This window comes from Streptomyces sp. NPDC087844, assembly GCF_044742785.1.
Lineage (GTDB): Bacteria > Actinomycetota > Actinomycetes > Streptomycetales > Streptomycetaceae > Streptomyces.
The window spans coordinates 493,317-515,117 of sequence record NZ_JBIUVD010000002.1 but is presented as its reverse complement, the minus strand read 5'-3'; the positions used below and the strand labels follow the sequence as shown (position 1 = coordinate 515,117).

Sequence of the window (21,801 nt, the reverse complement as noted above, 5' to 3'; positions counted from 1 at the left end):
CAATCGCGCTGCGCGCTCGTCCTCACACGCCGGACGGGCTAACCGACAGCCCTTCCGGCGTTTAAGGAGCGGGGGTTCGGGGGCGGAGCCCCTGAGTAGGTGACACCCCACACCACCCGCGCGACCTCGGCGACAGCCGGCACGTCCTGGTCCAACCAGTCGACGTGCCACAACTCGTCCGCAGTCAACCAGCGCAGCTCGTCGTGGTCCTGGAGGGCGAGGGGCTCAGGCGAACCGGGCAGCAGGCGAACCGTCCACACCCGCAGCACATGAGGCGACCGCAGGGCATACTCCCCCGGTACCCGCCCCACCAGTTCCGCCTCGACCCCCAGCTCCTCCCGGAGCTCCCGCACCAGCGCCCGCTCAGGGCTCTCCCCGGGTTCGACCTTCCCCCCGGGAAGCTCCCAGCGCCCGGCCAACTCCACAGGCGCACTGCGACGCGCGGCGAGCAGGCGCCCGTCACTCAGCACGGCGGCCCCCACCACCACGATCAGTTCGGTCATGCGCGGGAGCCTACGGGAGCTGCGGGAACCGTCAGGCGCCGATCACCCGGCGGCCGTCACCTGGCGCCGTTCTGCGCGATGCGCTCGACCCAGTACAGCTGCTTGTGCCCCCGGTCGTCGAGGCTGTCCGCGATCTTCTGGGCCTCGGCCCTGGTCGCGTACCTGCCGACGCGATAGCGATTGCCGTTGTCGTCCTGTCGGACGACGAGCCAGGGAAGTGTGATCGTGCCGTCGTTCATCGCGTCCCTCCACTCCCCGCCCCCGGTTCGCGCTCAGCGCCGTTCCATAAGGAAACCGCAATCCGCATATGCCGGAGCCTACGCCTAACCTTCACGCAGCGAATACGGCTTTACACAAAGAGGTACGCACGGCGTAAGCAACCGGCCAGCACGGAAAGGGCACATCCTCGTGGATACGCCCCCTGACACCCCCTGCCACCCCCGATGCGCCCCGCCGACGGGGCGCGGACCGGCCCCGGCCCCGCCGTCAGAACGACCGGATTGCACCGGCGGACCGCCCGACGGACGGCTGACGGCTGACGGCTGACGGCTGACGGCTGACGGCTGACGGCTGACGGCAGGACCTACTTCACCGGCAGGTGGTAGGCGATCCGGTACCGGTCCGCCGGCACGACCACGTCCGCCGTCTCGACCGGGCGGCCCGACGCGTAGTACGTGCGCTGGATGACGAGCACGACATGGCCCGGCACTCCGCCCAGCGCCGACAACTCCTCGGCGAGGCCGGGCCGGGCGCCCACCTCCTCCGTGACGTTGTCCACGACCACGTCGATGGCGGCCATGCGCTCGACCACGCCCATCCCGCCGAGGGGCCCCTCCTCGGGGAGCATCACCGGAGTGCGGCCCGTGACGGCGAGGGGCTCCCAGGAGGTGGAGAGCATCATCGCCTCGCCCGCGTCCCGGAAGACGTACTTCGTGCACATCACCCGCTCGCCGGCCTCGACGCCGAGCCGCTCGGCGACGGCGACGCTCGCCTCCGTCTGCGCGCTGTGCGACTCCCACGTACCGCGCGCGGCCGGGTCGGCCTGCTCCTGGCGGAACGGGGTCGAGCCGCTGTCCGCGCGGTATCCGGAGCGGGCGACACGGCGGGGCACCGGGCGCGCGCGCACATACGTACCGGACCCGGAGCGGCCCTCGACCAGCCCCTCGGCCATCAGCACCTTGCGGGCCTCCAGGGCGACCGTGTCGGAGACCCCGTACTCCTCGCGGATTCTGGCCTGCGACGGGAGTCTGGTGTGCGGTGGCAGCGATCCGTCGACGATCTTCTTGCGAAGATCGCCGGCGACGCGCAGATACGCCGGCTGCTCACCGAATGTCACTGGCCACTCCCTCAGGTTGTACAGACAGCAACAGGGTGGCAACCGTGGGATGTACCAGGCAAGTAAAGGCCAGAGAATCACTCGATGTGATGATTTAGGGCCTTCGGGGGCTTTACGCAGGCACTTTCTTTCCGCTACAGCCGGTTTCACACCTCGGCGCCGCCGCCTCCCGAGCCCTCGTCGTCGCTGCTGCCGTCCTCACCGTTGCCGTCCTCGTAGGCGGGCGGCGGGGTCGACTCAAGCCCCAGGGCCTTGCGTGTCGTGACGGACTTCTTCGCGTCGGTCAGGTCCAGCGCCCTGCCGTAGTGCTCGTAGAAGGTGTCCACGTCGGAGGTCTTCGCCGCGTCGGCCCACTCCTTCTTCGCGGACTCCAGGTGCCCGGCGAGTGTGGCGACCGGCTTCTCGGCGTCGGCGGGCCACTGGTGCGTGCGCAGCAGGCCGACCTGCTCGGTGAGAGCGTCCGAGACCCGGGTCGCCCACGCCTTGTGACCGGGCAGGTCGTCCTCGACGTACTCCTCCTCGGGCGCCGAGTCCATCGCCTCGTTGAGGACCTCCGCCGCCTCCAGGTAGGCGACCTGGTCGGCGTCGAGGGTCGTCGCGTCCTGGCGCAGGGAGCCGGTCAGGGTGCTCTTCTCGTCCATGTTGCCGAAGACGCAGCTGATCTCGCGGTCCCCGAAGCCCCAGCTGTCGCGCGTGGGCGTGAAGTAGTAGATGTCGACGTCGTCCGGGACGGCCCAGGAGTCCATCGCGTAGGCGTACTGGAGCGAGTAGCACTTGTCGTCGGCGGCCTCGGTGACGGCGTCGTCGCCCGGGTACCCGCCGTCCTGCATCGGGAAGTTCGCGAAGACCTCTCCGTCGTGCTCACCCTCGCAGGGCACCGTGTCGACGTCGTAGGCCATGCCCTCCAGGGAACCGCCCTGCGTGTCGAAGCACTGGCCCTTCTCCAGCGAGAAGACGGCGCCGCTGCCACCCGCGTCGCGCGCGCCTTCCTTGAAGCCCTCCCAGAAACCGGCCGCGCCGCCGGTGGCGAGCGCGAGCGCGAGGATCGCGGTGCCGAGGCCGGACAGGACGATCCCGGCGATCGCCATGCCCTTGCCGCGTTCGCCCTTCCTCTTGATCTGCCCCAGCGCGACGAGCCCGAGAACCAGCCCGACCAGCGGCAGGAAGCAGAGGACGCCGAGCACCAGCGCGGAGATGGCGAGGCCGTTGACGGGCGCCGGGGTGTTGTACGGGGAGTAGCCGTGCCCCCAGGGCTGATACCCGTACGGGGCGGGTCCCTGCGGCGGGTACGGCCCCTGGCCCGGGTACGGGGCCTGCGGTTGCTGCTGCCCGTACCCGGGCGGGGGTATCTCCACTTGTGCTGTGCTCCTCGTCCGAGTGGAACCGTGTGCGACAAAGCGCATGGTAAGCGGGGTGCGGGCGAGGCGGAACAGCGTTTTCTTCCGCCGGCCGCATGGGGGCTCCGCCCCCTCGCCCCCGTGTCGCGCTTCGCGCTCGTCCTCGAACGCCGGACGGGCTGGAACGTATTCAGCCCGTCCGGCGTTCGAGGACCGGGGGTTCGGGGGCAGCGCCCCCGAGTCAGTGACGGGAAGGGTAGGGGCGGCGGGGGCGGAAAGACGGGGCCCGGGTCAGAACTGCAGAGCCCACGAGTTGACGTACCCCGTGTCGAGCGACGCGTTGTCACTCACCCGCAACGTCCACGTCCCGTTGGCGACCTCGGCCGACGCGTTCACCGTGTACGCGGTGTTGATGTTGTCCGTGGAGCCACCCGTCCCGTACGCCTTCAGCGTGTAGGCAGTCCCGTCGGGAGCGACCAACTGGACCTGGAGGTCACCGATGTACGTGTGGACGATGTTCACCGGCACGCTGAGCGCCGCGGGCGCGTTGCCCGTGACCCCGCTCACCGTCACGGACGAGTTCACGGTGGAGTTGTCGGCGATCGCGTAGTCCGCCGTGTTCTCGAAGTACGAACCGGTCGGCGGCGGCGTACCCCCGTCGCCGACCCGCAGCAGCCGGTTCGGCGACCCGGTGCCGGGACTGGTGACGACCCCGGTCGTGGCCGCGGCGACCAGCGCGCTCTGCACGGCGGCCGGCGCGGCGGTGGGATTGTCCGCCAGGTAGAGCGAGGCGGCCCCGGCGACATGCGGGGTCGCCATCGACGTTCCGGAGATGGTGTTGGTCGCGCTGTCGCCCGTGCCCCAGGCGGAGGTGATGGACGAGCCGGGGGCGAAGAGGTCGAGGACGGCGCCGTAGTTGGAGTAGCTCGCCCTGGCGTCGGTGCTGGTGGTGGCGCCGACCGTGATGGCCTCGGTGACCCGGGCGGGCGAGCGGGTGGAGGCGTTGGTGCTCTCGTTGCCGGCCGCGACGGCGTAGGTGATGCCGGAGGCTATGGAGTTGCGTACGGCGGTGTCGATCGCCGTGTCGACGGTGCCGCCGAGGCTCATGTTGGCGACGGCCGGTTTGACGGCGTTGGACGTCACCCAGTCAATGCCCGCGACGACCTGGGCGGTGGTTCCGGAGCCCGCGTTGTTGAGCACCCGTACGCCGACGATCCTCGCCTTCTTGGCGACGCCGTACGACGTGCCGCCGACCGTGCCGGCGACGTGCGTGCCGTGGCCGTGGCCGTCCTGTGCGGTGTTGTCGTTGTCGACGGCGTCGTAGCCGTAGGAGGCCCGGCCGCCGAAGTCGGTGTGGCTGATACGGACACCGGTGTCGATGATGTACGCGGTGACACCCTCGCCCGCGGTGTCGTCGTAGGTGTAGCTCTGGTTCAGCGGCAGGGCCGCCTGGTCGATACGGTCCAGGCCCCAGGAGGGCGGGTTGGGCTGGGTCGTCAGAATCGAGAAGACGCGGTTCTGGACGACGGAGTCGACGGCCGGGTCGGCGGCGAACCTCTTCGCCTCGGCCGCGCTCGCCTCGACGGCGTAACCGTTCAGCGCCTTCTTGTACGTACGCTCGACGGTGGCGCCGTACTTCTGGGCCAGGGCCCTGCCCTCGGCCGAGCCGGCCTTCGCGACGTCCGCGTGGAGCGTCACGATGTAGCTGTCCGCGATCGCGCCGGGCGCGCCCGCGTACTGGATGAAGCCTTCGGGGCCCGCGGCCTGGGCCGGGAGCGCGGAGACGAGGCTGCCGACAAGAGCCGCCGAGCCGATACCGAGAGCGATACCGGCACATCTTCCACCGGCAAGTCTTCGCCGGGCATGACGCATCACTGCCATCTGAGGGATCCTCCTCGATCGGTGGTGCGCTGACGGTGCACTGGTGGTGCAGTGGTGGTGCGGCGCTGAGAGGGGTGCGGTCGTGCACTCACAAGGTGGTGCGGGTCGCACGGGCGCGCCCGAGGCAGGTTCACTCCGGCTTGTTCAGCACGCCGAACCATGCGCTCAGCCAGAAAGATTGCGGCTCCCACAGGAAATGCACAAGAGTCCTGCGCCGACGCAACGGGGCTGACATATGCCCGCCATGACAGACCGTCATCAAGCGGGGCATCTAACCTGCGGGGATGACTCCCTTGCCGGATTGTTTCTGCCCGGTGGACGGCACACGCGTCCCCACGGACTCCCTCGCGTGGTGCTGCCCGGTCTGCCGCGGCCCGCTCGACCTGGACTTCGCACCGACGCCCGCGACCCTCAAATCCCTGACGGGCAGGGTGAACTCACTCTGGCGGTACACGGAGTGCCTGCCGCTGCCGGCCCCCTCGGTGTCGTTGGGCGAGGGCCGCACCCCGCTGGTCCCGCTCCGGGAGGGCGTCACGGCCAAACTGGACTTCCTCATGCCGACGCTCTCCTTCAAGGACCGCGGGGCCGTCATGCTCGCCGAGCTGGCCCTGCGGCTGCGGCCCCGGCGGGTCGTCGCGGACAGCAGCGGCAACGCGGGCACGGCCGTCGCCGCGTACTGCGCCCGGGCCCGGCTGTCGTGCACGGTGTACGTCCCCGAGGGCACGTCCGCCAAGAAACTGGAGCAGATCGCGGCGCACGGGGCCCGGCTTGAGATGGTTGCGGGCGACCGTGAGGCGACCGCGTGGGCGGCCCGGAAGGCGGCGGACGAGGAGGGCACGTTCTACGCCTCGCACGTCTTCAACCCGTACTTCCTGCACGGCACGAAGACGTACGTCCACGAGGTGTGGGAGGAGCTCGGCGGACGGCTCCCCGAGGTGCTGGTCGTACCCGTCGGGAACGGCACGCTCCTGCTCGGCGCGGCACTCGCCGTCGCCGAACTGCACGCGGCGGGTCTGATCGACCGCAGACCCGCGCTGTACGCGGTCCAGTCCGCCGCGGTCGCCCCGCTCGCCCGCGCCTGGCACGACGGGGCGGACGACCTGGTCGGGGTCACCCCGGCCGCCCCCACGTTCGCCGAGGGCATCGCGATCCCCCGCCCGCCGAGGGCCCGCCAGATCCTGCGGGCGGCACGCGAGTCGGGCGGCACGTTCCTCACCGTGACGGAGGACCAGATCCGCCACGCCCAGACCGACCTGGCCTCCCAGGGCCTGTACGTGGAATCGACAGGGGCCGCGTGCTGGGCAGCGGCCCGAGAAGGCGCCCTGGGCCCCCGCACAGCAGTAATCCCCCTATGCGGCGCAGGCCTGAAATCAGGCCCGGCAACCCCCGCCACTTAGGGACACGGAGAACGGCGCAATCTTTCGCCTTTCGCCCTCCAGGGGCGCGGGGAACGGCGCAGTCTTTCGCCTTTCGCCTTTCGCCTTTAAGGGGCGCGGGGAACGGCGCAGTCTTTTGTCTTGAGGGGCGCGGGGAACGGCGCAATCTTCAGGGCGCCGAAAACGGCGCACCCCCTCAAGCGCGGGGCGCAAAAGCCAACCGCTCCTGCTCCTCCTCCACTATCCGCCGAGCTATCGCCCCGTCAGACACATCAACCGCATCAGGCGAAGCCTCAGCCACATCACTACGCCGGGCGTACGCATCGAAAAGCCGCGCCTTGCTCTCAAGAATTCGCAACAACCGATCGTCCACACTGTCCGTCGCGAGCAACCGATGCACCTGAACCGACCGCACCTGCCCCATCCGATGCGCCCGCGCGACAGCCTGATGCTCCAGCGTCGGCTTGACCTGCGGTTCACACAGAATCACCACGGACGCGGCCTGCAGATTGAGCCCGATCCCGCCCGCCTCGATCTGACAGAGCAGCACCGCGTGCCCGGCCGCGTCCGTGAACTCGTCGACGAGCTGCTGCCGACGCACCGCCGGCACACCCCCGGCGAGCGGCCCCAGCACAACGCCGGCTCCTGCGCCCGCGCCGACGCCAACACCTCCCAGAGCCTGCTGCACAGCGGCGAGCACGTCACGGAAGTACGAGAAGACGACCACCTTCATTTCGTTCGCGGCCGCCTCGGTCACCAGCTCACGCAATCGCTGAAGCTTCGCCGACTTCTCCGCGTGCGCGTACGCGGCCCTGCGCATCGCCATGAAATTCCCCGCGGCGACCGCCTCCCGGTAAGCGTCCTCGTCGGCCGCGCTGAACTCCTCCCATTCGTCGACCTGCACCAGCGCGGGCAGTTCGGTCAGCACGTCCTGCTGGTTGCGCCGCAGATAGGCGGGGGCGACGGACCTGCGGAACGTGTGCGGCCCCGCGACGGCGTCACTGCCCTGGATCCTCGGCACCAGGTCGGGCTGGAGGTAGCGGACGAGCGTACGGAACTCCTCCACGCGGTTCTCCATGGGCGTACCCGTGAGAAACAGGACGCGCTCGCAGCGGTCGGTCCAGCGCGCGACGGCACGGGAGCGGCGGGCCTCGGGATTCTTCACGTAGTGGGCCTCGTCGACGACGAGCGCGGCGGGCGCGTCCAGCGGGTTCTTCTCGGCCTTCTTCGGATCCGGCAGGCTGTGCAGCACGTCGAAGGTGGTGACGGCGACCCCACCGCGCTCACGCCACTCGGCGTACGCGTCCAGCCGTTCCGGGCCGTGCACGGGCACCGCGCGCAGGGTGCTGCGGGCGCCGATCTCCCGCGTCCAGTTGATCAGCACGCTCGCCGGGCACACCACCAGGAAGTGCCGGTGCCCGTCGGCGGCGAGGTGCGCGAGGACCGCGATGGCCTGGATGGTCTTGCCGAGCCCCATCTCGTCGCCGAGGACCACCCGCCGCTGGGCCAGCGCGAACCGCGCGCCGAAGGACTGGTAGCCGCGCAACGAGACCCGGCGGTGGGTGTCGTCGAGCCCCTGAGCGTGCACCCGGTCGGCGACCTCCGCCGGCAGAAAGCCCTCGGACGCCTCGACGTCGGGCGCGCTGCCGGCGATCTCGGCGAGCTGGCTGTAGTACTCCGCGGACCGCAGCTCGAAGTCCACCCACGCCCCGGCGTCGGACGAGGACTCCCGCAGCAGGTCGGTGGAGGCCTGGGTGAGCAGCATCGGTACGCCCTTGGAGACGGCTTCGGCGACGAGCGTGCGCAGCTCGGCCACCGCCGCGAGTACGCTCTCCCGCCCTGCCCTGCCCATCAGCGCCATCCGCAGACGTCCGCCGGCCGGCCGCGCCGCCGGAAGGAGGGCCGCGAGCTGTCGCTGCAGTCCCCGGGCCGCGTCCACGGCCCTGCGCAGGTCGGGCCCCGCCTCGACGATCCGCCGCAGCGCGATGACGAGGGCGGTGGTCCGCGGCTCCGGGTGGTCCACGTCGATCCGTACGGACACGGTCTCTTCCAGGGCGCGGGCGATCTGCCGGGCGGCGGCGAGCGCCTGGTCGGCGGTCTGCGCGCCGACTCCCGGAATCTGCCGCAGTTCGTACCGACTCGCCTCGAACACCGGGCGTACGCTGCCGAATCCGGCGCTCTCCAGGGCCCCGAGCCGCAGCCGCCCCTCGGTGACGTCCTTCAGCCGGGAGACGGGGATGCCCTCCAGTTCCTGGGCGACCAGCTCGGCGAGGAGAGGGGCGAGGGCGGCCCGTACCTGCTCCACCGCCCGGACGTGGTCGGCGAGCACGTTCCGTACGAGCCCGCCCAGCCGCTCGCCCCGCGCGAGGACCTCCCGCGCCTTGCGCCCCGCCGCCACGGGACTGCCGACAGCCCTCTCACCCTCCGCCATGACGCCCCTCATACCCCGCTGACCCCGATCGAGCGGTCATCCTTGCACGGGGGTCCGACAACCGAGCCGGACCGTGAACCGGGCTGGGCCGTGAATTGCGCGGCCCCTGCACCGCACGGGCCGGCCGCGAACGCGCGGTCAGTCCCGGCCGGGGTTCTCCAGGAGCCGCCCGCACTGTGCCGCGAGTCCCGCCATGCCGTAGGCCCGTGCGCTGCGCAGGGCCTCCTGCAGAAGGCTCCGCGCCTCGGCCTCGTTGCCGGCGCCGCCGACGCCGCGCAGCGCACGGGCCCGGGCCAGCCGGAGCCTGGCGAGTTCCGGCTGCGACGAACGGGCGGGTACGGCGCCCTGCCGGAAGTGGCCGAGTGCGGTTTCCGGCTCCCCCGCGGCCAGTGCCAGCAGACCACGGGCCCGCGCGGTCGAGCCGACCAGCACGGTGGGCCAGCCGGCGAGCGCGATCTGCTGTCCGTCGTGCGGCGCCAACCGCTCGCGCAGTCCCGGCAGAAGCTCCCTCAGCCGGCTCTCGTAGCCGCCCTGGATGTCCAGGGCCGCGCAGGCCTCGGCGAGTACGACGAGGGTGGGCACCGCCCAGCCGGAGGGCGGGAACCGGCTGAAGGCGACGGTGTCGGCGGCGAAGCCCACCAGCAGGTCCGCCGCCTCGGCGTGCTGCCCGGTCTCGCAGAGGGCGAGTGCGAGGCCGGCCCGCCAGATGGGGAAGTAGGCGTGCCGTTCGACGTCCTCGGCCAGGTCCGAGGTGAACAGCTCCGCCATCCGGCCCTGTTCGCGCAGCAGCCAGAAGGCCTGGCCCACGCGGGTCTGGCGCAGGGTGTCGGCGGGGACCGCGAGATCGGCGTGCAGTGACTCGATGTACTTCGGCGCCTCGCCGAGGATCCAGTCGGCCGCCGCGTCGAACCTGCCGTGCCACAGGTCGAGCAGGGCGTCCAGGGTGTGCCGCTGCCAGGTGGCGAGGACGCTGCGGGTGTCGGCGGCGTACTTGCGGTACTGGCTCGCGGTGGCCAGCGCGCTGTAGACCCTGCCGGTGCGCAACTGGTCGATGACGAGGGCCATGAGCGCCTCGCCGTGGAAGTAGGGGGAGTCGAGCCGGACCGCGGCGTCGTGCAGTTGCCGGGACAGCGCCAGGGCGTCGGCCGCCGGTGTGAAGTCGTAGCGCGCCCAGCGGCATTCGGTGAGCACTTCACAGCGCACCTCGTCGTCCCGAGCGCCGCTGCCGTCTCTGCCGTCTCTGCCGTCCCTGCCGTCCCTGCCGTCCCTGCCGTCCGCCGATAATCGGCTCAGTGTGTCGTCGGCGAGTCCGGCCCCTTCCTCGGGGCCCACCCGGCCGGTCGCGGTGTCCTCGCTGACCGCCATAGACACCTTCTTCGCCAGGTGTGCGGTGAGGCGCAGCCGCAGGCCCACGGCCTCGGCCCCGCCGTCGCCCTGTAACTCGGCCAGACTGTTCCTGATCAGATGCAGCAGTTCGTGGTCGACCTGTCCGGGGTCCGACCAGCGCCGGGCCATCCGGATCACGGCCTCGGCCTGTGCCCGGGGGTCCCCCGCGGCACCGTGGAGCGCGGCCCGGTAGAGACGGTCGGCCTCCCGCATGTCACCGGTGGTGTGGCTCAGGTCGCCGCGTCTGAGCAGCCGGTCGAACTCGTGGTTCCGCTGGGCGCCGGCCCGGAGTGCGCCGCCTCCGGCCGGTTTGGCCGCCCGTCTTCCGGACCCGGTCCCGACCGGCCTCGGTAAGGAGTCGAGGCTCGGTGGGGCCAGAGCGGTCAACGCCCCCCTGGCGTCCAGCACCTGCTCACACAGCTGTGCCAGCTCCACGGACGCCCGTCGCTGACCGGTCTCGACCCGGCTCAGGAAACTGCGGCTGCAGTGCACCTTGTGGGCCAGTTCACTGAGCGACAGTCCTGCTGCGACGCGGCGGCGGCGCAGTTCGGCACCCAAGGCGTTGTCCTCGATCGTCATCCCCCCAACAGTCCGCTGCCCGCCCCGTGTTGCCAAACACGCGCTGGCAACAGCAGACCACTCCACATCACCGCGGATATGCACGAACCTGTCCGTGCGGAGCCTATCGGGAGCAAGGGCTTGGTCACCGGCAGACAGGAGCACTGGCCACCGCGCGGCACCAACGTGTCCGCACGGCGTCGCCCCGGCCTTGTCGCAGGGTGCCGGTGACCCGCGCAGGTGCGGTCTGCCCGGACGGGCCGCACGAGTTCGTCGCCGACGGGCGCTCTTTGGGGGAAGAGGCTCGTCGGCGACGTCCTGTCCAACCTGGAGTCGGGGCAGGGCGCGTTCGGTCCGGGACGCACGAGGGGGCGCTCCGGACCGGCTCGCACACCCGGGCCGTACGCGGCCGGTGCCCGTACGCCGGGTATACGCGCATGCATCGGCTATACGCGTATTCGGGCGTCCCGAGGGCGGCGGAACGCGAAGGCCGCGAACACCCCGCCCAGCAGCCCGAAGAGATGCCCCTGCCAGCTGACTCCGGTCGCCGTCGGCAGGACGCCCCACAGGATCGAGCCGTACACCGCGCCGACGAGGAGTCCCACGACCACGTCACCGATGCGGCGGTCCACGAAGCCCCGTACCAGCAGATGGCCGAAGAGGCCGAACACGACGCCGGACGCGCCCGCGGTCAGGGAGTCGGCGGGTGCGGTGAGCCAGACGCCCAGGCCGCTGACGAGGATCGTCACGGTGACGACGGCGAGAAAGCGGCGGATGCCGGACACCGCGGTGAGGAAGCCGAGGACGAGCAGCGGCAGGCTGTTCGCCGCGAGATGGTCGAAGCCGAAGTGCAGGAAGGCCGCGGGCACGACGTCACGCAGCTCGCCGAACTCGCGCGGGGTGATGCCGAACGTGTCCAGGGCATGACCGCTCACCGCGTCGACACCTTCGAGCACCCAGAGCAGCGCGACCCAGCCGGCGGTCAGCAGGGCCGCGCTCCTCGCCCGCTCACCCCGGGACATCGGGGCGGTAAGGCTCACGCCCTGCCGCTCGTACGCCATGGAAGCCCCCGTCGGTCACCTGCCGGTCCCTGTGTACCGTCCAACGCGCGAAGGGCACGGGCCGGTTCCCGCCGCGGGGCGGGAGAAGGCGCGTCCGCCGGCCGCGCGGGTCTGTCCCCCGTCCGAGCTACGCGCAGGTGTCCACCGGACGGTGACGATTCCCGGCCGCCGCGTCCATAGCGTTCTGCACAGCCCGCGGCGCTCGGCCGCGGCTCTGGTGCAGGAGCCCTCATGAGGTTCGTATGGCAACTCGTGGCCGTCGCCGCGGTCGCTTTCGTCGGTGGTCAGGGAGTCACGGCGGCGGAGGGCAGACCGTGGCTTCAACTGCTCGTCGGCGTACCGACGGCCGTGCTCGCGGTGTTCGTCTACCGGTGGGTGGTGGGGCGGACCGAGCGGCGCCCGGTCACCGAACTGGCTCGGGAAGGAGCCCCCGCCACGCTGGGCCGCGGAGCCCTGATGGGCGTCGCGCTGTTCGGGGCCGTCATCGCCAACCTCTTCACCGCCGGGTACTACGAGGTCGACGGCATCGACTCGGTGACGGGCGCGGTGGGCCTGCTCGGCTTCATGGCCGCCGCCGCGGTGACGGAGGAACTGATCTTCCGCGGCGTCCTGTTCCGTATTGCCGAGGAGCGCATCGGCACCTGGATCGCACTGGTGCTGACCGGCACCCTGTTCGGCCTGTCACACCTGCTCAACCCGAACGCCACCGCGTGGGGCGCCGCCGCCGTCGCCGTCGAGGCGGGCGGCATGCTCACCGCCGCGTACGTCGCCACCCGCTCGCTGTGGCTGCCCATCGGCCTGCACTTCGGCTGGAACTTCGCCGCGTCCGGCCTCTTCGGTACCGAGGTCTCGGGCAACGACACCCCTCCGGGGCTGCTGGACTCCTCGATGTCGGGCCCCTCGCTGCTCACCGGCGGCGACTTCGGGCCGGAGGGAAGTGTGTACTCGGTGCTGTTCTGCGTGCTGGCGACGATCGCGTTCATGTGGCTGGCCCACCGGCGCGGGCGTGTGGTGCCGCGTCACAGGCGTACCGAACGCGCCGATGCCACCGCTAAACTCCCCCGGTGATCGGGATGGTCGGACCGCGGCGGGCCCTTGAGCGGTGGCCCGCCTTGATCCGGCGGCGGGCCCCGCAGTGGTGGCGACGATCCGATGTCACCGTCCGGGACCTTCCGCTCGGGCTGCTGTTTCTCGCCGCCTCGTTCCTGCCGGAGTCCCACGGAACGCAGATCGGCGGCCTGCCGACCCGTCCCCTCGACGCCCTGGCCCTCCTGGTGATCGCCCTCCAGAGCCTGCCGCTCGCCGTGCGCCGCCGCTGGCCGGCCGTCTGCCTCGCCCTGGTGTCGGTGGGGTTCGCCGTGGACCAACTCCGCGGCTACCACTCGTTCGCGGGCACCGCGCTGCCGATCGCGCTGCTGAGCGTGGGGGCCCACCTGGAACGGCACCGGCGTACCGTCGCGATCGTCTTCTCCGTGGCGTACGTGCCGGTGGCGGTCGCGTTCGCCCGGCTCGATCCGGGAGAGCCACCGAGCGAACTCGTCACCTTCTATCTGGCGATGGTCCTGGCGTGGGGCATCGGGGCGTGGCTGCGCTCGACCCGGGTCGCGGACGCCGAGCACCGGCTCCGTATCGCCGAGGACACCCGGACCACCGAACGCACCCGTATCGCCCGGGAGTTGCACGACGTCGTGACCCATCATGTGACGGCGATGGTCGTGCAGGCCGAGGCGGCGCGCTATCTCACCGCCTCGCCCGACCGCCTGGACCAGTCCCTGACCGCCGTCACGGACACCGGCCGGCGGGCCATCGCCGATCTGCGGCACCTGCTCGACCTGCTCAACCCCGACCACGGCACGGGCCACGGCACCGACCGGGGGGCAGGTGAGGCGACCGGCCGGGCCACCGAGCCGCGGACGCCTTCCGGTGGCAGGCTACTCACGCTCGTGGAACAGACGCGGCGGGCCGGGCAGCCGGTGGAGTTCGCCGAGGAGGGCACCCCGGCGCAGTCGACCGGCAGCGCCGAACTCGTGGCCTACCGGGTCGTGCAGGAGGCCCTGACCAACGCCCTCAAATACGCTCACGGCAGCCGGACCGCGGTTCGGGTACGGCACGCCGAAAGGGAGATCACCGTGGAGGTCAGTACGGACGGCACCGGCTCGGGGGCCGGGTCCCCGGGCGGGAGCGGGCGGGGCCTCGCCGGCCTCCGCGAGCGGGTGGACGTCCTGGGCGGCGACTTCAGCGCGGGCCGGCGGACGGCCGGCGGCTTCGTCGTACGGGCGCGCATACCCGCCGGGAGCCCTTCGTGACCGCGCCCGTGACCGCGCCCGTGACCGCGCCGATCCGGGTCCTGGTCTGCGACGACCAGGTGCTGATCCGCACCGGCCTGGTGACGATCATCGACGCCCAGCCCGACCTGGAGGTGGTGGGCGAGTGCGGGGACGGGCAGGCCGCGGTCGACCTCGTCGCCCGGGTGCGCCCGGACGTCGTGGTGATGGACGTACGCATGCCGGTGCTCGACGGCATCGAGGCCACCCGCCTGCTGGCCGGCGCCGGGGTGCCGCACCCCGTCAAGGTGCTCGTGGTGACCACGTTCAACCTCGACGAGTACGTGTACGAGGCGCTGCGCGCGGGGGCGAGCGGTTTCCTGCTCAAGGACGCGCCGCCGGCCCAACTCCTGCACGGGATCAGGATCGTGGGTGCGGGCGCGGCCCTGCTGGACCCCGAGGTGACACGCCGTCTCGTGGGCCGTTACGCCGCCCGCATCCGCCCCGTCGACAGCGGCACCGCGCACGACATCCCGCTGACGCCCCGCGAGTTGCAGGTCCTGCGCCTCATCGCGAACGGCTTCTCCAACAGCGAGATCGCCGCGACCCTCGTGATCAGCCCCGAGACGGTCAAGACCTTCGTCTCCCGCATCCTCGCGAAGCTCAATCTGCGCGACCGGGTCCAGGCGGTGGTGTACGCGTACCGCCAGGGACTGGTGACCTGACCCGAACGCCCGGACCGGACTCCCAACCCGGACGCCAGACCCGGACGCCAGATTCGGACGCCCAGAGGCAGGAGCACCTACCGACTTCCGGATTCCGCAGGCGCTCTTCGTCCGGCGGGGCCGGTTGTCCTGGCCCCGGCCGGTGGTCAGGACGAGGCGGGCGTCCCCGCGGACCGGAGCCGGCGGCGGGGGTGGAGGCGGCCCCGGCGCTTGGCCATGCGCAGGAACACGACCGTGGGGACGGTGCAGACCAGGATGGCGAAGATGCCGGCCTCCGGGCCGAAGTCACCGCCGGTGATCGCCTCGGGACCGGACAGCACACCGCGGAGCAGGCCGGTGGGCATGTCGTCGTTGCCGGAGACCGTGACGCCGAAGATGCCGCTCAGAGCGAAGTTCCAGCCGAAGTGCAGGCCGATCGGCATCCACAGGGTGCGGGTGGCCGCGTAGACGGCGCCGAGCATCAGGCCGGCCTCGATGGCGATGGCCAGCGCGCCCCACACGGTGGCACCGGGGTTGACCAGGTGCAGGCCTCCGAACAGCACGCCCGAGACCACCATCGCGCCCCGCGTACCGGTGAGTTCCTCGACGAGGCGGAAGACGATGCCGCGGAAGAGGAGTTCCTCGACGACCGCGACCCCGGCCATCATCCCGAGAACGGTCAGGGCGCCGCCGACGGACACCCCGCCCTTCGTGCCGTATCCGCCGAACAGGGCGATCAGCGCGAGCGTCGCGACGAAGAGTCCGAGGCCGACGGCGACGCCGACGCGCAGGCCGGGCCCGGCGGCGGTGGTGTCCAGCTCGGTCGCGGGGCGCTGTTCGAGGAACCGTACCGCCGCCGCGTAGACCGTCAGGGCGATCACCGCGGCTGCCGCGCCGAACAGCAGGGACAGCACCGGGTTGTCACCCGCCACGCTCCTCATCCCCGCGGCGAGGCCCGTCACCAGGACGAACAGCACCACCATCGCCGCCAGCCGCACCCCGGCCGGCCATACCCGGCGTGTGGGCTCGACGTGCGACTGCGCGTACTGGTGCTTGACCCACCGCACGGCCCGCGTGTTCCAGAGCGACATCAGATCTTCCCCTCCTCGACCGGCGGCCGGGCCGCCCCTGCATCGAGAGGAACGCTATGAGGAGGGGGTACCTCGCAACGTCCCGCCGGGGTGGGCATTGCTTGTCGCTCACGTGGGGGACAACGTGGCTCTCGGGGAGCCGGGGAGGGCGGGCGTCGCGTCCGTCAGATCTGGTTCTCGCCGCCGTCGACGTAGAGGTTGGCCCCGAGAATGAAGCCGCTCTGCTCGGAGGCGAGGAAGGCCACCGCGTCCGCGACCTCGTCCGGGCGCCCGATCCGGCCGAGCGGGACGGCCGCGGCGAACTGCGACTTGGTGACGGGTGCGTCCGCTGTGCCGGACGCACCCGCCGCACCCGACGCGTCCGCTGTGTCCGGCGTGTCCGGCGTGTCCGGCGTGTCCGGCGTGGCGACGACGGCGTCGAGCCCGGGAGTGTCGATCGTGCCCGGGGAGATCGCGTTGACCCGGATACCTCGCCCCTTGAGCTCATTGGCCCAGGTCCGGGCGAAGGACCGGATCGCCGCCTTGGAAGCCGCGTACACGCCGAACGCGGCGACGCCGTCATCGGCGCGCACCGAGGAGTTGAGGATCACCGAGGCGCCGTCGTTGAGCAGCGGCAGCGCCTTCTGCACCGTGAAGACCGTGCCCCGGACGTTGACGCCGAAGATCCGGTCGAAGTGCTCCTCGGTGATCTGCTCCAGCGTCGCGAACGACGCGGTGCCGGCGTTGGCGAAGACCACGTCCAGGCCCCGGCCCCGGGCGCGGACCGCGTCGTAGAGCCGGTCCAGGTCGGCCGGCTCGGAGATGTCACCCGCCACCGCGGTGGCCCTCGCCGGACCGATGGCCTCGACGGCCTCGTCCAGCTCGGCCCTGCGCCGACCGGTGACGAACACGTGCGCACCCTCGGCCGCCAGCCGCACGGCGGTGGCCAGGCCGATCCCGGTGCTGCCGCCGGTGACGACGGCGGTCTTGCCTTCGAGCTGCCCCATACGAATGACCTCCAGAAACATCAGTACCGATCGGTACCGATTGACACCGAGTGAGGACCGTAACACATCTGCACCGACCGGTACGGAAAGGTAGGGTGGGTCGCATGGAGACGCGACAGAAGGCAGCGATCGGCCGACCGAGAGGCTTCGACGCCGAAGAGGCCCTTGAGCGTGCGATGCGGGTCTTCTGGGAGCAGGGCTACGAGGGCGCCAGCCTCACCGAGCTGACCAGCGCCATGGGCATCACGCGTACGAGCATGTACGCGGCCTTCGGCAACAAGGAGGACCTGTTCCGCAAGGCGCTTGAGCGTTACACCGAGGGGCCGGCCTCATACGGCGTCCGGGCCACGCGGGAGCCGACCGCACGGCAGGTGGCCACCGCGTTCCTCGGCGGTTCCGTCCGGGCGAGCACCCAGCCCGGCTGCCCCGCCGGATGCCTCGGCGTCCAGGGCGCCCTCGCCGCCGGCGATCCGGGACGCAACGCCCGGGATGCCCTCGTCACCTGGCGCAACGAGGGCATCACCCTCCTCCGCGACCGCTTCCGGCGGGCCGTCGACGAAGGCGACCTGTCGTCGGACCTCGATCCCGGCCTGCTCGCCCGCTACCTCATGACCGTCGCGAACGGCATCGCCGTCCAGGCGGCCGGCGGCGCCACCCGCGAGGACCTCCGACTGGTCGCGGACATGGCGCTGAGCGGCTGGCCGTCGGCCTGACGCAACCGACACGGGAGATCTCGTGCCGCGCCGGTGCGTCGGCGCCCGCCGACTCGCCCATGTCCCGCACTCCCCGCCTCTCGCCCACTTTCTTCACCATGACCTTTCACGATGACGTGCACGATGACGGCGGCTCGACGGTGGTGTGCCAGCCGAACACCCGGTACCGCAGCGCTTCCACGGTGATCGACAGGCCTGAATCCCTGACGCCCTCGCAGACCGCGTCCAGCAGCGCGCTCAAGGCGGCGGGCCCCGACCGGCGGTGGCGTGCGGCACCGGCCAGCGGGCTCAGGTCCATTTCACGATCACCGACCAGCAGCAGCACACTCTCCGGACGCCTGCCCTCGGCCGGTACGTCCTCGGGCCACCAGATGTCCACCGGTGCGGACTGCCATACGAACTCACCGGCCTGTCCTCCAACGTCCGCGCCAGCGCGGCCGTGAACAGGCCCTGCCGCTCGTTCTCGTAGGCGACGCCCAGTCTCTGGCACGCGACCAGCCGCACCACGTCCGGATCGGACAGGCGTGATGCGGTGGCGAGCCCGACCGACCGTTCCACACCCGCCTCGACGGGGACTTCGTATCTCACCGATCTGATCCGCCGACCGCCCGGGGCACGAACCATTCCGCCGGAGTGGCAGCGGTCGAGGATGCGGGTGACGTTGGGGGTGATCGTCGTCAGAGACCGCAGTACGGCGGTGAGTTCCTCGGCCAGGTAGCCGCGGAAGTCGGTCGCGGTCCCGGCCTCGTGGTCGCTGGGCACCAGATACTGGAGGTGGGCGGGCCTGCCGGGGTGGAGCTCCCGCAGGGCCGGGGGCAGCGGGAGGAGCGCGCCGTGGCCCGAGTAGTGGACGACGACCGCGTCGCCCGTCTCCGTCTCCGTCTCCTCGGCCAGTCTCGCCAATGCCTCCTTCATGCCGTGGTAGCCCGTCTCCGCGGCCTCCCGGCAGACACGCATATCCGTGAAACCCACGGTCGGCCAGCAGCCGTTCCATGACGGTCACGTCCTCGGCCACGCCGGTCAGGTCGTAGGACTGGGCTCCGATCAGCAGGGCACGCATCACCATGACGGTCTCCTCACCTCTCCGTTGCGGGTTGCCGCTCCTCAGACGCCCACGTGGATGAAGGACGCCCAGTGGAACGGATGGTGCCGGTCGGTCACGGCAGCGACGAGGCGGGGGCCGCTGTCACGGACCCGCACCCGTCGGCCGGTGCGACCGGCCGGCACGTCGGCACCCTCGGCGAGGCGGGCGTACTCCTCCTCCCGCTCCTCCGGGGCAGCCCCGCGGACCTCGCGCTGGGCTCGGGCCAGTGCGGTACCCACCGTCACACGGTCCGCCGACGTCAGGTGCCGGTACATCCGGGTGATCACCGGACAGCCCGTCACGTCATCGACCGGCCAGAGCGACACCACCGCGTGCCGAGCCCCGCTGATGACGGCCGTACGGGTCAGCCCGAGCACCTCACCACCGGCGGTCGCGGTGCCCGGCCGGTCTCGCAGGCGGACAGCACGAGGAGGTCGGGAGTGAGGTCCGGGCTCAGCAGGTCGTCCACGCCGAGGTGGTCCCGACCGGCGAGCGCCAGGCGGCTGAGGTATGAGGTAAGGGGTCAACTCCTGGATGTCGCCGTGGGTGGCCAGATGCGGTACGGACCGACCCGCGGCCTGTCCAGGACCGTCGCCCGGTCGGCGTCGAGGCCGGTGAGCACCCGGCACCGGGGCAGCCGCCGCATGCTTCTGTCCCTATGAACGGTGCCGCCGACCGATACCGATCACCTCGCTACGGCCCGCACCGGAGCCCGCCCCTCTCACCTCGATCGTTCCGCCACGACGCACGGCCCCGGACAGCAAAAAGCCCCTGGCCTGCGTCCGTGCAGACCGAGGGGCGATTCGAATCGGGACTAGACGTTGAAGCGGAACATTCAACACAGAGCCCCCACCTGCAAAAACGTTCCTTCAAGTGATCGTATCCAGCATCGATCCAGCACCGTCGGGACCGATCCAGCACATCCAGCACGTCAAGCCGCGGAGACAGATTCCTCCGATTCCTCGACCGCCGGGCGCATGGCGTTCTGCATGATGTCTCGACAACGATCCCACGCCTCTGGGACAAGGTGACCGTAGATGTCCACGGTGGTCTTGATCGACTTGTGGCCGAGCCAGCGCGAGACTTCGCGGATCGGTACACCGTTCGCCAACGCGGTCGAGGCGAAGAAGTGCCGCAGACTGCCGGGCGTGTACTTGGCCTTGCCGTCCACATCGACCAGGCCGGCCGACACGCACGCCTTCTTGAAGTGGTAGCCATAGGTGGAGGCGGTGGGCATCACGCCTTTGCCACGCTGGCGCGGGGCGAAGAAGACCTCCAGTCGCCGTCGTCTGCCCCGCTGACCGGTGAAGGCCATGGGCACCGGCTCCCACCGCGACAGGTGGTCGTCGATCTCCTGCTCGACCAACGGAGCGGCCGGGACGTCCCGGTACTCACCCTCCGCACGGTGCTTGAGCGGCACGAAGACCGTGCGGCAGGCATCGCGGCGAGCCTTGGCGCTGACCTGCCAGCGGACCCTGACGAAGCCAGACCGTCGACACTCGGTGGAGAAGGCCAGGGCCTCGCTGGGGCGCTGGCCGGTACCCGACTGAAGGTAGACCGCGAGCCGGTACTGCGGGGCGATGCGCTCCGCGATCAGATCGACCTCGCCCAGCGTCGGAATCTCGTCCTCGTCCACCGCGCACGGGGCCGCCCGGGATATCCGGACGCCGCGCGCGGGGTTGTCCGGGATGCGTTTGTCAACGACGGCCGCCTCCAACATGGCGGCCACCATCACCATCCGGTCATTGACCGTGGAGACTGCCAACCCTGCACCCGAGGCATGCACGTCCTTGGCGAACTCCTCGAAGTCGCGCCCTGCCAGCCCGGCCAGCATCTTCCGCCCGAGGCGCGGCACGAGATGGATACGGATGAACCCTTCGTAGTTGCAGCGCGTCGACTCACCGATAACCCGCCGCTCCAGCCACTCCCGAGCCCAGACCCGCAATGGCACGAGCCCACGCGCAGGATCGAAGCGAATGCCGGCCTTCTTGTCGTTCTCGACCTTGTCGGCGAAAGCGTCCGCACCATCCGAACCCACCCGACGGGGAAACGACCTCTCCCGTTGCCGTCCACGCCTACCGCCCGCCTCCCGGTACCGCACCGTCCACCCATGCCGACACCGCGAACGATCACAGGGGAAGTTCCGGTCCCGGACATCCCTCTTGCACCTCTGAAAAACGCTCGCCACCCAGCCCTCGATCCTCCGCCTGGCCCGTGCTCGAAACCGTGCACCGCCACCTCACGTCCGAGCAAGACATCCATCACCAATCCGCTCTTTCTGGCGAATGTGGACCCAACCTCACCCGCAGCCCCGCGGGCCATCGAGCCCTTCTCGCTGGATGCGCTTACGCCCTCCGCGCTCGTCGGCACGTGATTCGCACATCAGCATCGACGGCCATACCGCGCTATGGTTAATGTATGGCTACCAAGAAGGTGACTATCACTCTCGACGAATCACTGGTCGAAGCCCTGGCCGGAGCCGCCGAGGAAGAAGGCATCCCACTCTCCCGACTCGTCGCCGGAGCAGCAGAACGCGAGCTGCGCCTGCGGGCCGCCCGGGCCGTCATTCAGGAGTGGCAGGCCGAACACGGCGCCTTCACCCCTGAAGAGCTCGCCACCGCCCGCGCGGACCTGGCCGACGCCGACGCCGAATACCTCAGCAGCCCGGGAGCCTCGGCCGCGTGAACATCCCCTACCTGTACGACGCCGGGGTACTCATCGCCATCGACAACAACGACCGACGTATGTGGGCCCGGCATAGCCTCGCCGTCGACGACGGACGCGACATCCACGTCCCGTCCGTCGTCGTCAGCCAGGCATGGCGGGACTCCCGCCGCCAGGTCAGACTCGGCAAGTTCCTCGCCGGGTGCCACGTCGTACCCGTCGGCCTCGAAACCGCCAAAGCCGCAGGCATCCTCTGCGGCAAGGCCGGCACCTCCGACATCGTCGACGCCACCGTCGTCACCATGGCAGCCAGCCTCGGCGCCATCATCTGGACCTCGGACCCGAACGACATCCGCACCCTCATCGACGCCCAGGGCATCAAACCCGCCCCTGTCATCCGCACCGTCTAACGATGGTGTCCCGCCG

At 70.9% G+C, this 21,801-nt stretch carries 21 protein-coding genes; 7 read left to right on the top strand and 14 right to left on the bottom strand.

The features are described 5' to 3' along the window. Positions 1-38 precede the first annotated feature (38 nt). The 5 genes from ACIOKD_RS05895 to ACIOKD_RS05875 all read right to left on the bottom strand — a co-directional run bounded on the left by ACIOKD_RS05895 (position 39) and on the right by ACIOKD_RS05875 (position 5,057). Positions 39-503 (bottom strand): (deoxy)nucleoside triphosphate pyrophosphohydrolase, encoded by a 465-nt coding sequence (locus tag ACIOKD_RS05895; RefSeq protein ID WP_402078712.1) that lies wholly within the window; start codon positions 501-503, stop codon positions 39-41. Positions 504-559: 56 nt separating this feature from the next. Then, positions 560-742, bottom strand: a complete 183-nt coding sequence (locus ACIOKD_RS05890) for an SPOR domain-containing protein (RefSeq protein ID WP_402078709.1) — start codon at positions 740-742, stop codon at positions 560-562. Positions 743-1,086: 344 nt separating this feature from the next. Then, entirely contained in the window at positions 1,087-1,839 is a 753-nt protein-coding gene (locus tag ACIOKD_RS05885; protein WP_402078704.1) for a GntR family transcriptional regulator, read from the bottom strand. Positions 1,840-1,985: 146 nt separating this feature from the next. Next, entirely contained in the window at positions 1,986-3,194 is a 1,209-nt protein-coding gene (locus ACIOKD_RS05880) for a DUF4190 domain-containing protein (RefSeq protein ID WP_402078701.1), read from the bottom strand. Between the two features lie 273 nt (positions 3,195-3,467). Then, on the bottom strand, positions 3,468-5,057 hold the full coding sequence (locus ACIOKD_RS05875) for a S8 family peptidase (RefSeq protein ID WP_402078698.1): 1,590 nt from the start codon (positions 5,055-5,057) through the stop codon (positions 3,468-3,470). 284 nt (positions 5,058-5,341) lie between these two features. Here ACIOKD_RS05875 and ACIOKD_RS05870 point away from each other — a divergent pair, with 284 nt between their 5' ends. Next, on the top strand, positions 5,342-6,454 hold the full coding sequence (locus ACIOKD_RS05870) for a threonine synthase (protein ID WP_402078696.1): 1,113 nt from the start codon (positions 5,342-5,344) through the stop codon (positions 6,452-6,454). A 175-nt stretch (positions 6,455-6,629) separates the two neighbouring features. On the opposite strand, the gene ACIOKD_RS05865 is transcribed toward ACIOKD_RS05870, so the two are convergent. From ACIOKD_RS05865 to ACIOKD_RS05855, 3 genes are all read right to left on the bottom strand, one after another. Continuing rightward, entirely contained in the window at positions 6,630-8,864 is a 2,235-nt protein-coding gene (locus tag ACIOKD_RS05865; RefSeq protein ID WP_402078693.1) for a DEAD/DEAH box helicase, read from the bottom strand. 138 nt (positions 8,865-9,002) lie between these two features. Next, the gene (locus ACIOKD_RS05860; RefSeq protein ID WP_402078691.1) at positions 9,003-10,829 is read right to left on the bottom strand and encodes a helix-turn-helix domain-containing protein; all 1,827 of its coding nucleotides are present in this window, start codon (positions 10,827-10,829) and stop codon (positions 9,003-9,005) included. Between the two features lie 425 nt (positions 10,830-11,254). Beyond that, positions 11,255-11,869, bottom strand: coding sequence for a rhomboid family intramembrane serine protease (locus tag ACIOKD_RS05855; RefSeq protein ID WP_402078688.1), 615 nt, complete (start codon positions 11,867-11,869; stop codon positions 11,255-11,257). A 231-nt stretch (positions 11,870-12,100) separates the two neighbouring features. Between ACIOKD_RS05855 and ACIOKD_RS05850 the strand changes: the two genes are divergently transcribed. The 3 genes from ACIOKD_RS05850 to ACIOKD_RS05840 are packed head-to-tail and all read left to right on the top strand — an operon-like array spanning position 12,101 to position 14,858. Beyond that, the gene (locus ACIOKD_RS05850) at positions 12,101-12,937 is read left to right on the top strand and encodes a lysostaphin resistance A-like protein (protein ID WP_402078685.1); all 837 of its coding nucleotides are present in this window, start codon (positions 12,101-12,103) and stop codon (positions 12,935-12,937) included. 5 nt (positions 12,938-12,942) lie between these two features. Then, positions 12,943-14,175 (top strand): sensor histidine kinase, encoded by a 1,233-nt coding sequence (locus ACIOKD_RS05845; RefSeq protein ID WP_402079231.1) that lies wholly within the window; start codon positions 12,943-12,945, stop codon positions 14,173-14,175. A gap of 20 nt (positions 14,176-14,195) precedes the next feature. After that, the gene (locus ACIOKD_RS05840) at positions 14,196-14,858 is read left to right on the top strand and encodes a response regulator (RefSeq protein WP_402079228.1); all 663 of its coding nucleotides are present in this window, start codon (positions 14,196-14,198) and stop codon (positions 14,856-14,858) included. Positions 14,859-15,004: 146 nt separating this feature from the next. On the opposite strand, the gene ACIOKD_RS05835 is transcribed toward ACIOKD_RS05840, so the two are convergent. Together ACIOKD_RS05835 and ACIOKD_RS05830 are read right to left on the bottom strand one after the other, a co-directional pair. Then, positions 15,005-15,928, bottom strand: coding sequence for a lysostaphin resistance A-like protein (locus tag ACIOKD_RS05835; protein ID WP_402078682.1), 924 nt, complete (start codon positions 15,926-15,928; stop codon positions 15,005-15,007). 164 nt (positions 15,929-16,092) lie between these two features. Further along, a complete protein-coding gene (locus ACIOKD_RS05830) occupies positions 16,093-16,914 on the bottom strand; it encodes an SDR family NAD(P)-dependent oxidoreductase (RefSeq protein ID WP_402078678.1) in 822 nt (273 codons plus the stop codon). Positions 16,915-17,018: 104 nt separating this feature from the next. On the opposite strand from ACIOKD_RS05830, the gene ACIOKD_RS05825 reads away from it, so the two are divergent. Continuing rightward, positions 17,019-17,627, top strand: coding sequence for a TetR/AcrR family transcriptional regulator (locus ACIOKD_RS05825; protein WP_402078675.1), 609 nt, complete (start codon positions 17,019-17,021; stop codon positions 17,625-17,627). A 106-nt stretch (positions 17,628-17,733) separates the two neighbouring features. Here ACIOKD_RS05825 and ACIOKD_RS05820 read toward each other — a convergent pair whose 3' ends face one another. The 4 genes from ACIOKD_RS05820 to ACIOKD_RS05805 form a co-directional block, all read right to left on the bottom strand. After that, entirely contained in the window at positions 17,734-17,925 is a 192-nt protein-coding gene (locus ACIOKD_RS05820) for a hypothetical protein (protein ID WP_402078672.1), read from the bottom strand. Then, positions 17,916-18,584: a caspase family protein gene (locus ACIOKD_RS05815; protein ID WP_402078669.1), complete on the bottom strand. Its 669-nt coding sequence runs from the start codon at positions 18,582-18,584 to the stop codon at positions 17,916-17,918. Before ACIOKD_RS05815 ends, ACIOKD_RS05820 begins: the two co-directional genes overlap by 10 nt. Before the next feature lie 147 nt (positions 18,585-18,731). After that, a complete protein-coding gene (locus ACIOKD_RS05810) occupies positions 18,732-19,340 on the bottom strand; it encodes a CHAT domain-containing protein (RefSeq protein WP_402078666.1) in 609 nt (202 codons plus the stop codon). A gap of 302 nt (positions 19,341-19,642) precedes the next feature. Further along, complete coding sequence (locus ACIOKD_RS05805) at positions 19,643-20,749, bottom strand: tyrosine-type recombinase/integrase (RefSeq protein ID WP_402078664.1); 1,107 nt, start codon at positions 20,747-20,749, stop codon at positions 19,643-19,645. A gap of 380 nt (positions 20,750-21,129) precedes the next feature. Between ACIOKD_RS05805 and ACIOKD_RS05800 the strand changes: the two genes are divergently transcribed. Then, positions 21,130-21,396, top strand: coding sequence for a hypothetical protein (locus tag ACIOKD_RS05800; RefSeq protein ID WP_402078661.1), 267 nt, complete (start codon positions 21,130-21,132; stop codon positions 21,394-21,396). Further along, positions 21,393-21,785 carry a twitching motility protein PilT gene (locus ACIOKD_RS05795; RefSeq protein ID WP_402078658.1) on the top strand — a complete coding sequence of 131 codons (393 nt, stop codon included), beginning with the start codon at positions 21,393-21,395 and terminating at the stop codon, positions 21,783-21,785. Before ACIOKD_RS05800 ends, ACIOKD_RS05795 begins: the two co-directional genes overlap by 4 nt. Positions 21,786-21,801 lie beyond the last annotated feature (16 nt).

Bases quoted from the DNA above. Each gene is read 5' to 3' on its own strand.
- ACIOKD_RS05895 (WP_402078712.1), bottom strand. From the start codon at position 503: ATGACCGAACTGATCGTGGTGGTGGGGGCCGCCGTGCTGAGTGACGGG.
- ACIOKD_RS05890 (WP_402078709.1), bottom strand. From the start codon at position 742: ATGAACGACGGCACGATCACACTTCCCTGGCTCGTCGTCCGACAGGAC.
- ACIOKD_RS05875 (WP_402078698.1), bottom strand. From the start codon at position 5,057: ATGGCAGTGATGCGTCATGCCCGGCGAAGACTTGCCGGTGGAAGATGT.
- ACIOKD_RS05870 (WP_402078696.1), top strand. From the start codon at position 5,342: ATGACTCCCTTGCCGGATTGTTTCTGCCCGGTGGACGGCACACGCGTC.
- ACIOKD_RS05865 (WP_402078693.1), bottom strand. From the start codon at position 8,864: ATGGCGGAGGGTGAGAGGGCTGTCGGCAGTCCCGTGGCGGCGGGGCGC.
- ACIOKD_RS05860 (WP_402078691.1), bottom strand. From the start codon at position 10,829: ATGACGATCGAGGACAACGCCTTGGGTGCCGAACTGCGCCGCCGCCGC.
- ACIOKD_RS05855 (WP_402078688.1), bottom strand. From the start codon at position 11,869: ATGGCGTACGAGCGGCAGGGCGTGAGCCTTACCGCCCCGATGTCCCGG.
- ACIOKD_RS05850 (WP_402078685.1), top strand. From the start codon at position 12,101: ATGAGGTTCGTATGGCAACTCGTGGCCGTCGCCGCGGTCGCTTTCGTC.
- ACIOKD_RS05845 (WP_402079231.1), top strand. From the start codon at position 12,943: ATGGTCGGACCGCGGCGGGCCCTTGAGCGGTGGCCCGCCTTGATCCGG.
- ACIOKD_RS05835 (WP_402078682.1), bottom strand. From the start codon at position 15,928: ATGTCGCTCTGGAACACGCGGGCCGTGCGGTGGGTCAAGCACCAGTAC.
- ACIOKD_RS05830 (WP_402078678.1), bottom strand. From the start codon at position 16,914: ATGGGGCAGCTCGAAGGCAAGACCGCCGTCGTCACCGGCGGCAGCACC.
- ACIOKD_RS05825 (WP_402078675.1), top strand. From the start codon at position 17,019: ATGGAGACGCGACAGAAGGCAGCGATCGGCCGACCGAGAGGCTTCGAC.
- ACIOKD_RS05820 (WP_402078672.1), bottom strand. From the start codon at position 17,925: ATGGACCTGAGCCCGCTGGCCGGTGCCGCACGCCACCGCCGGTCGGGG.
- ACIOKD_RS05815 (WP_402078669.1), bottom strand. From the start codon at position 18,584: ATGCGTGTCTGCCGGGAGGCCGCGGAGACGGGCTACCACGGCATGAAG.
- ACIOKD_RS05800 (WP_402078661.1), top strand. From the start codon at position 21,130: ATGGCTACCAAGAAGGTGACTATCACTCTCGACGAATCACTGGTCGAA.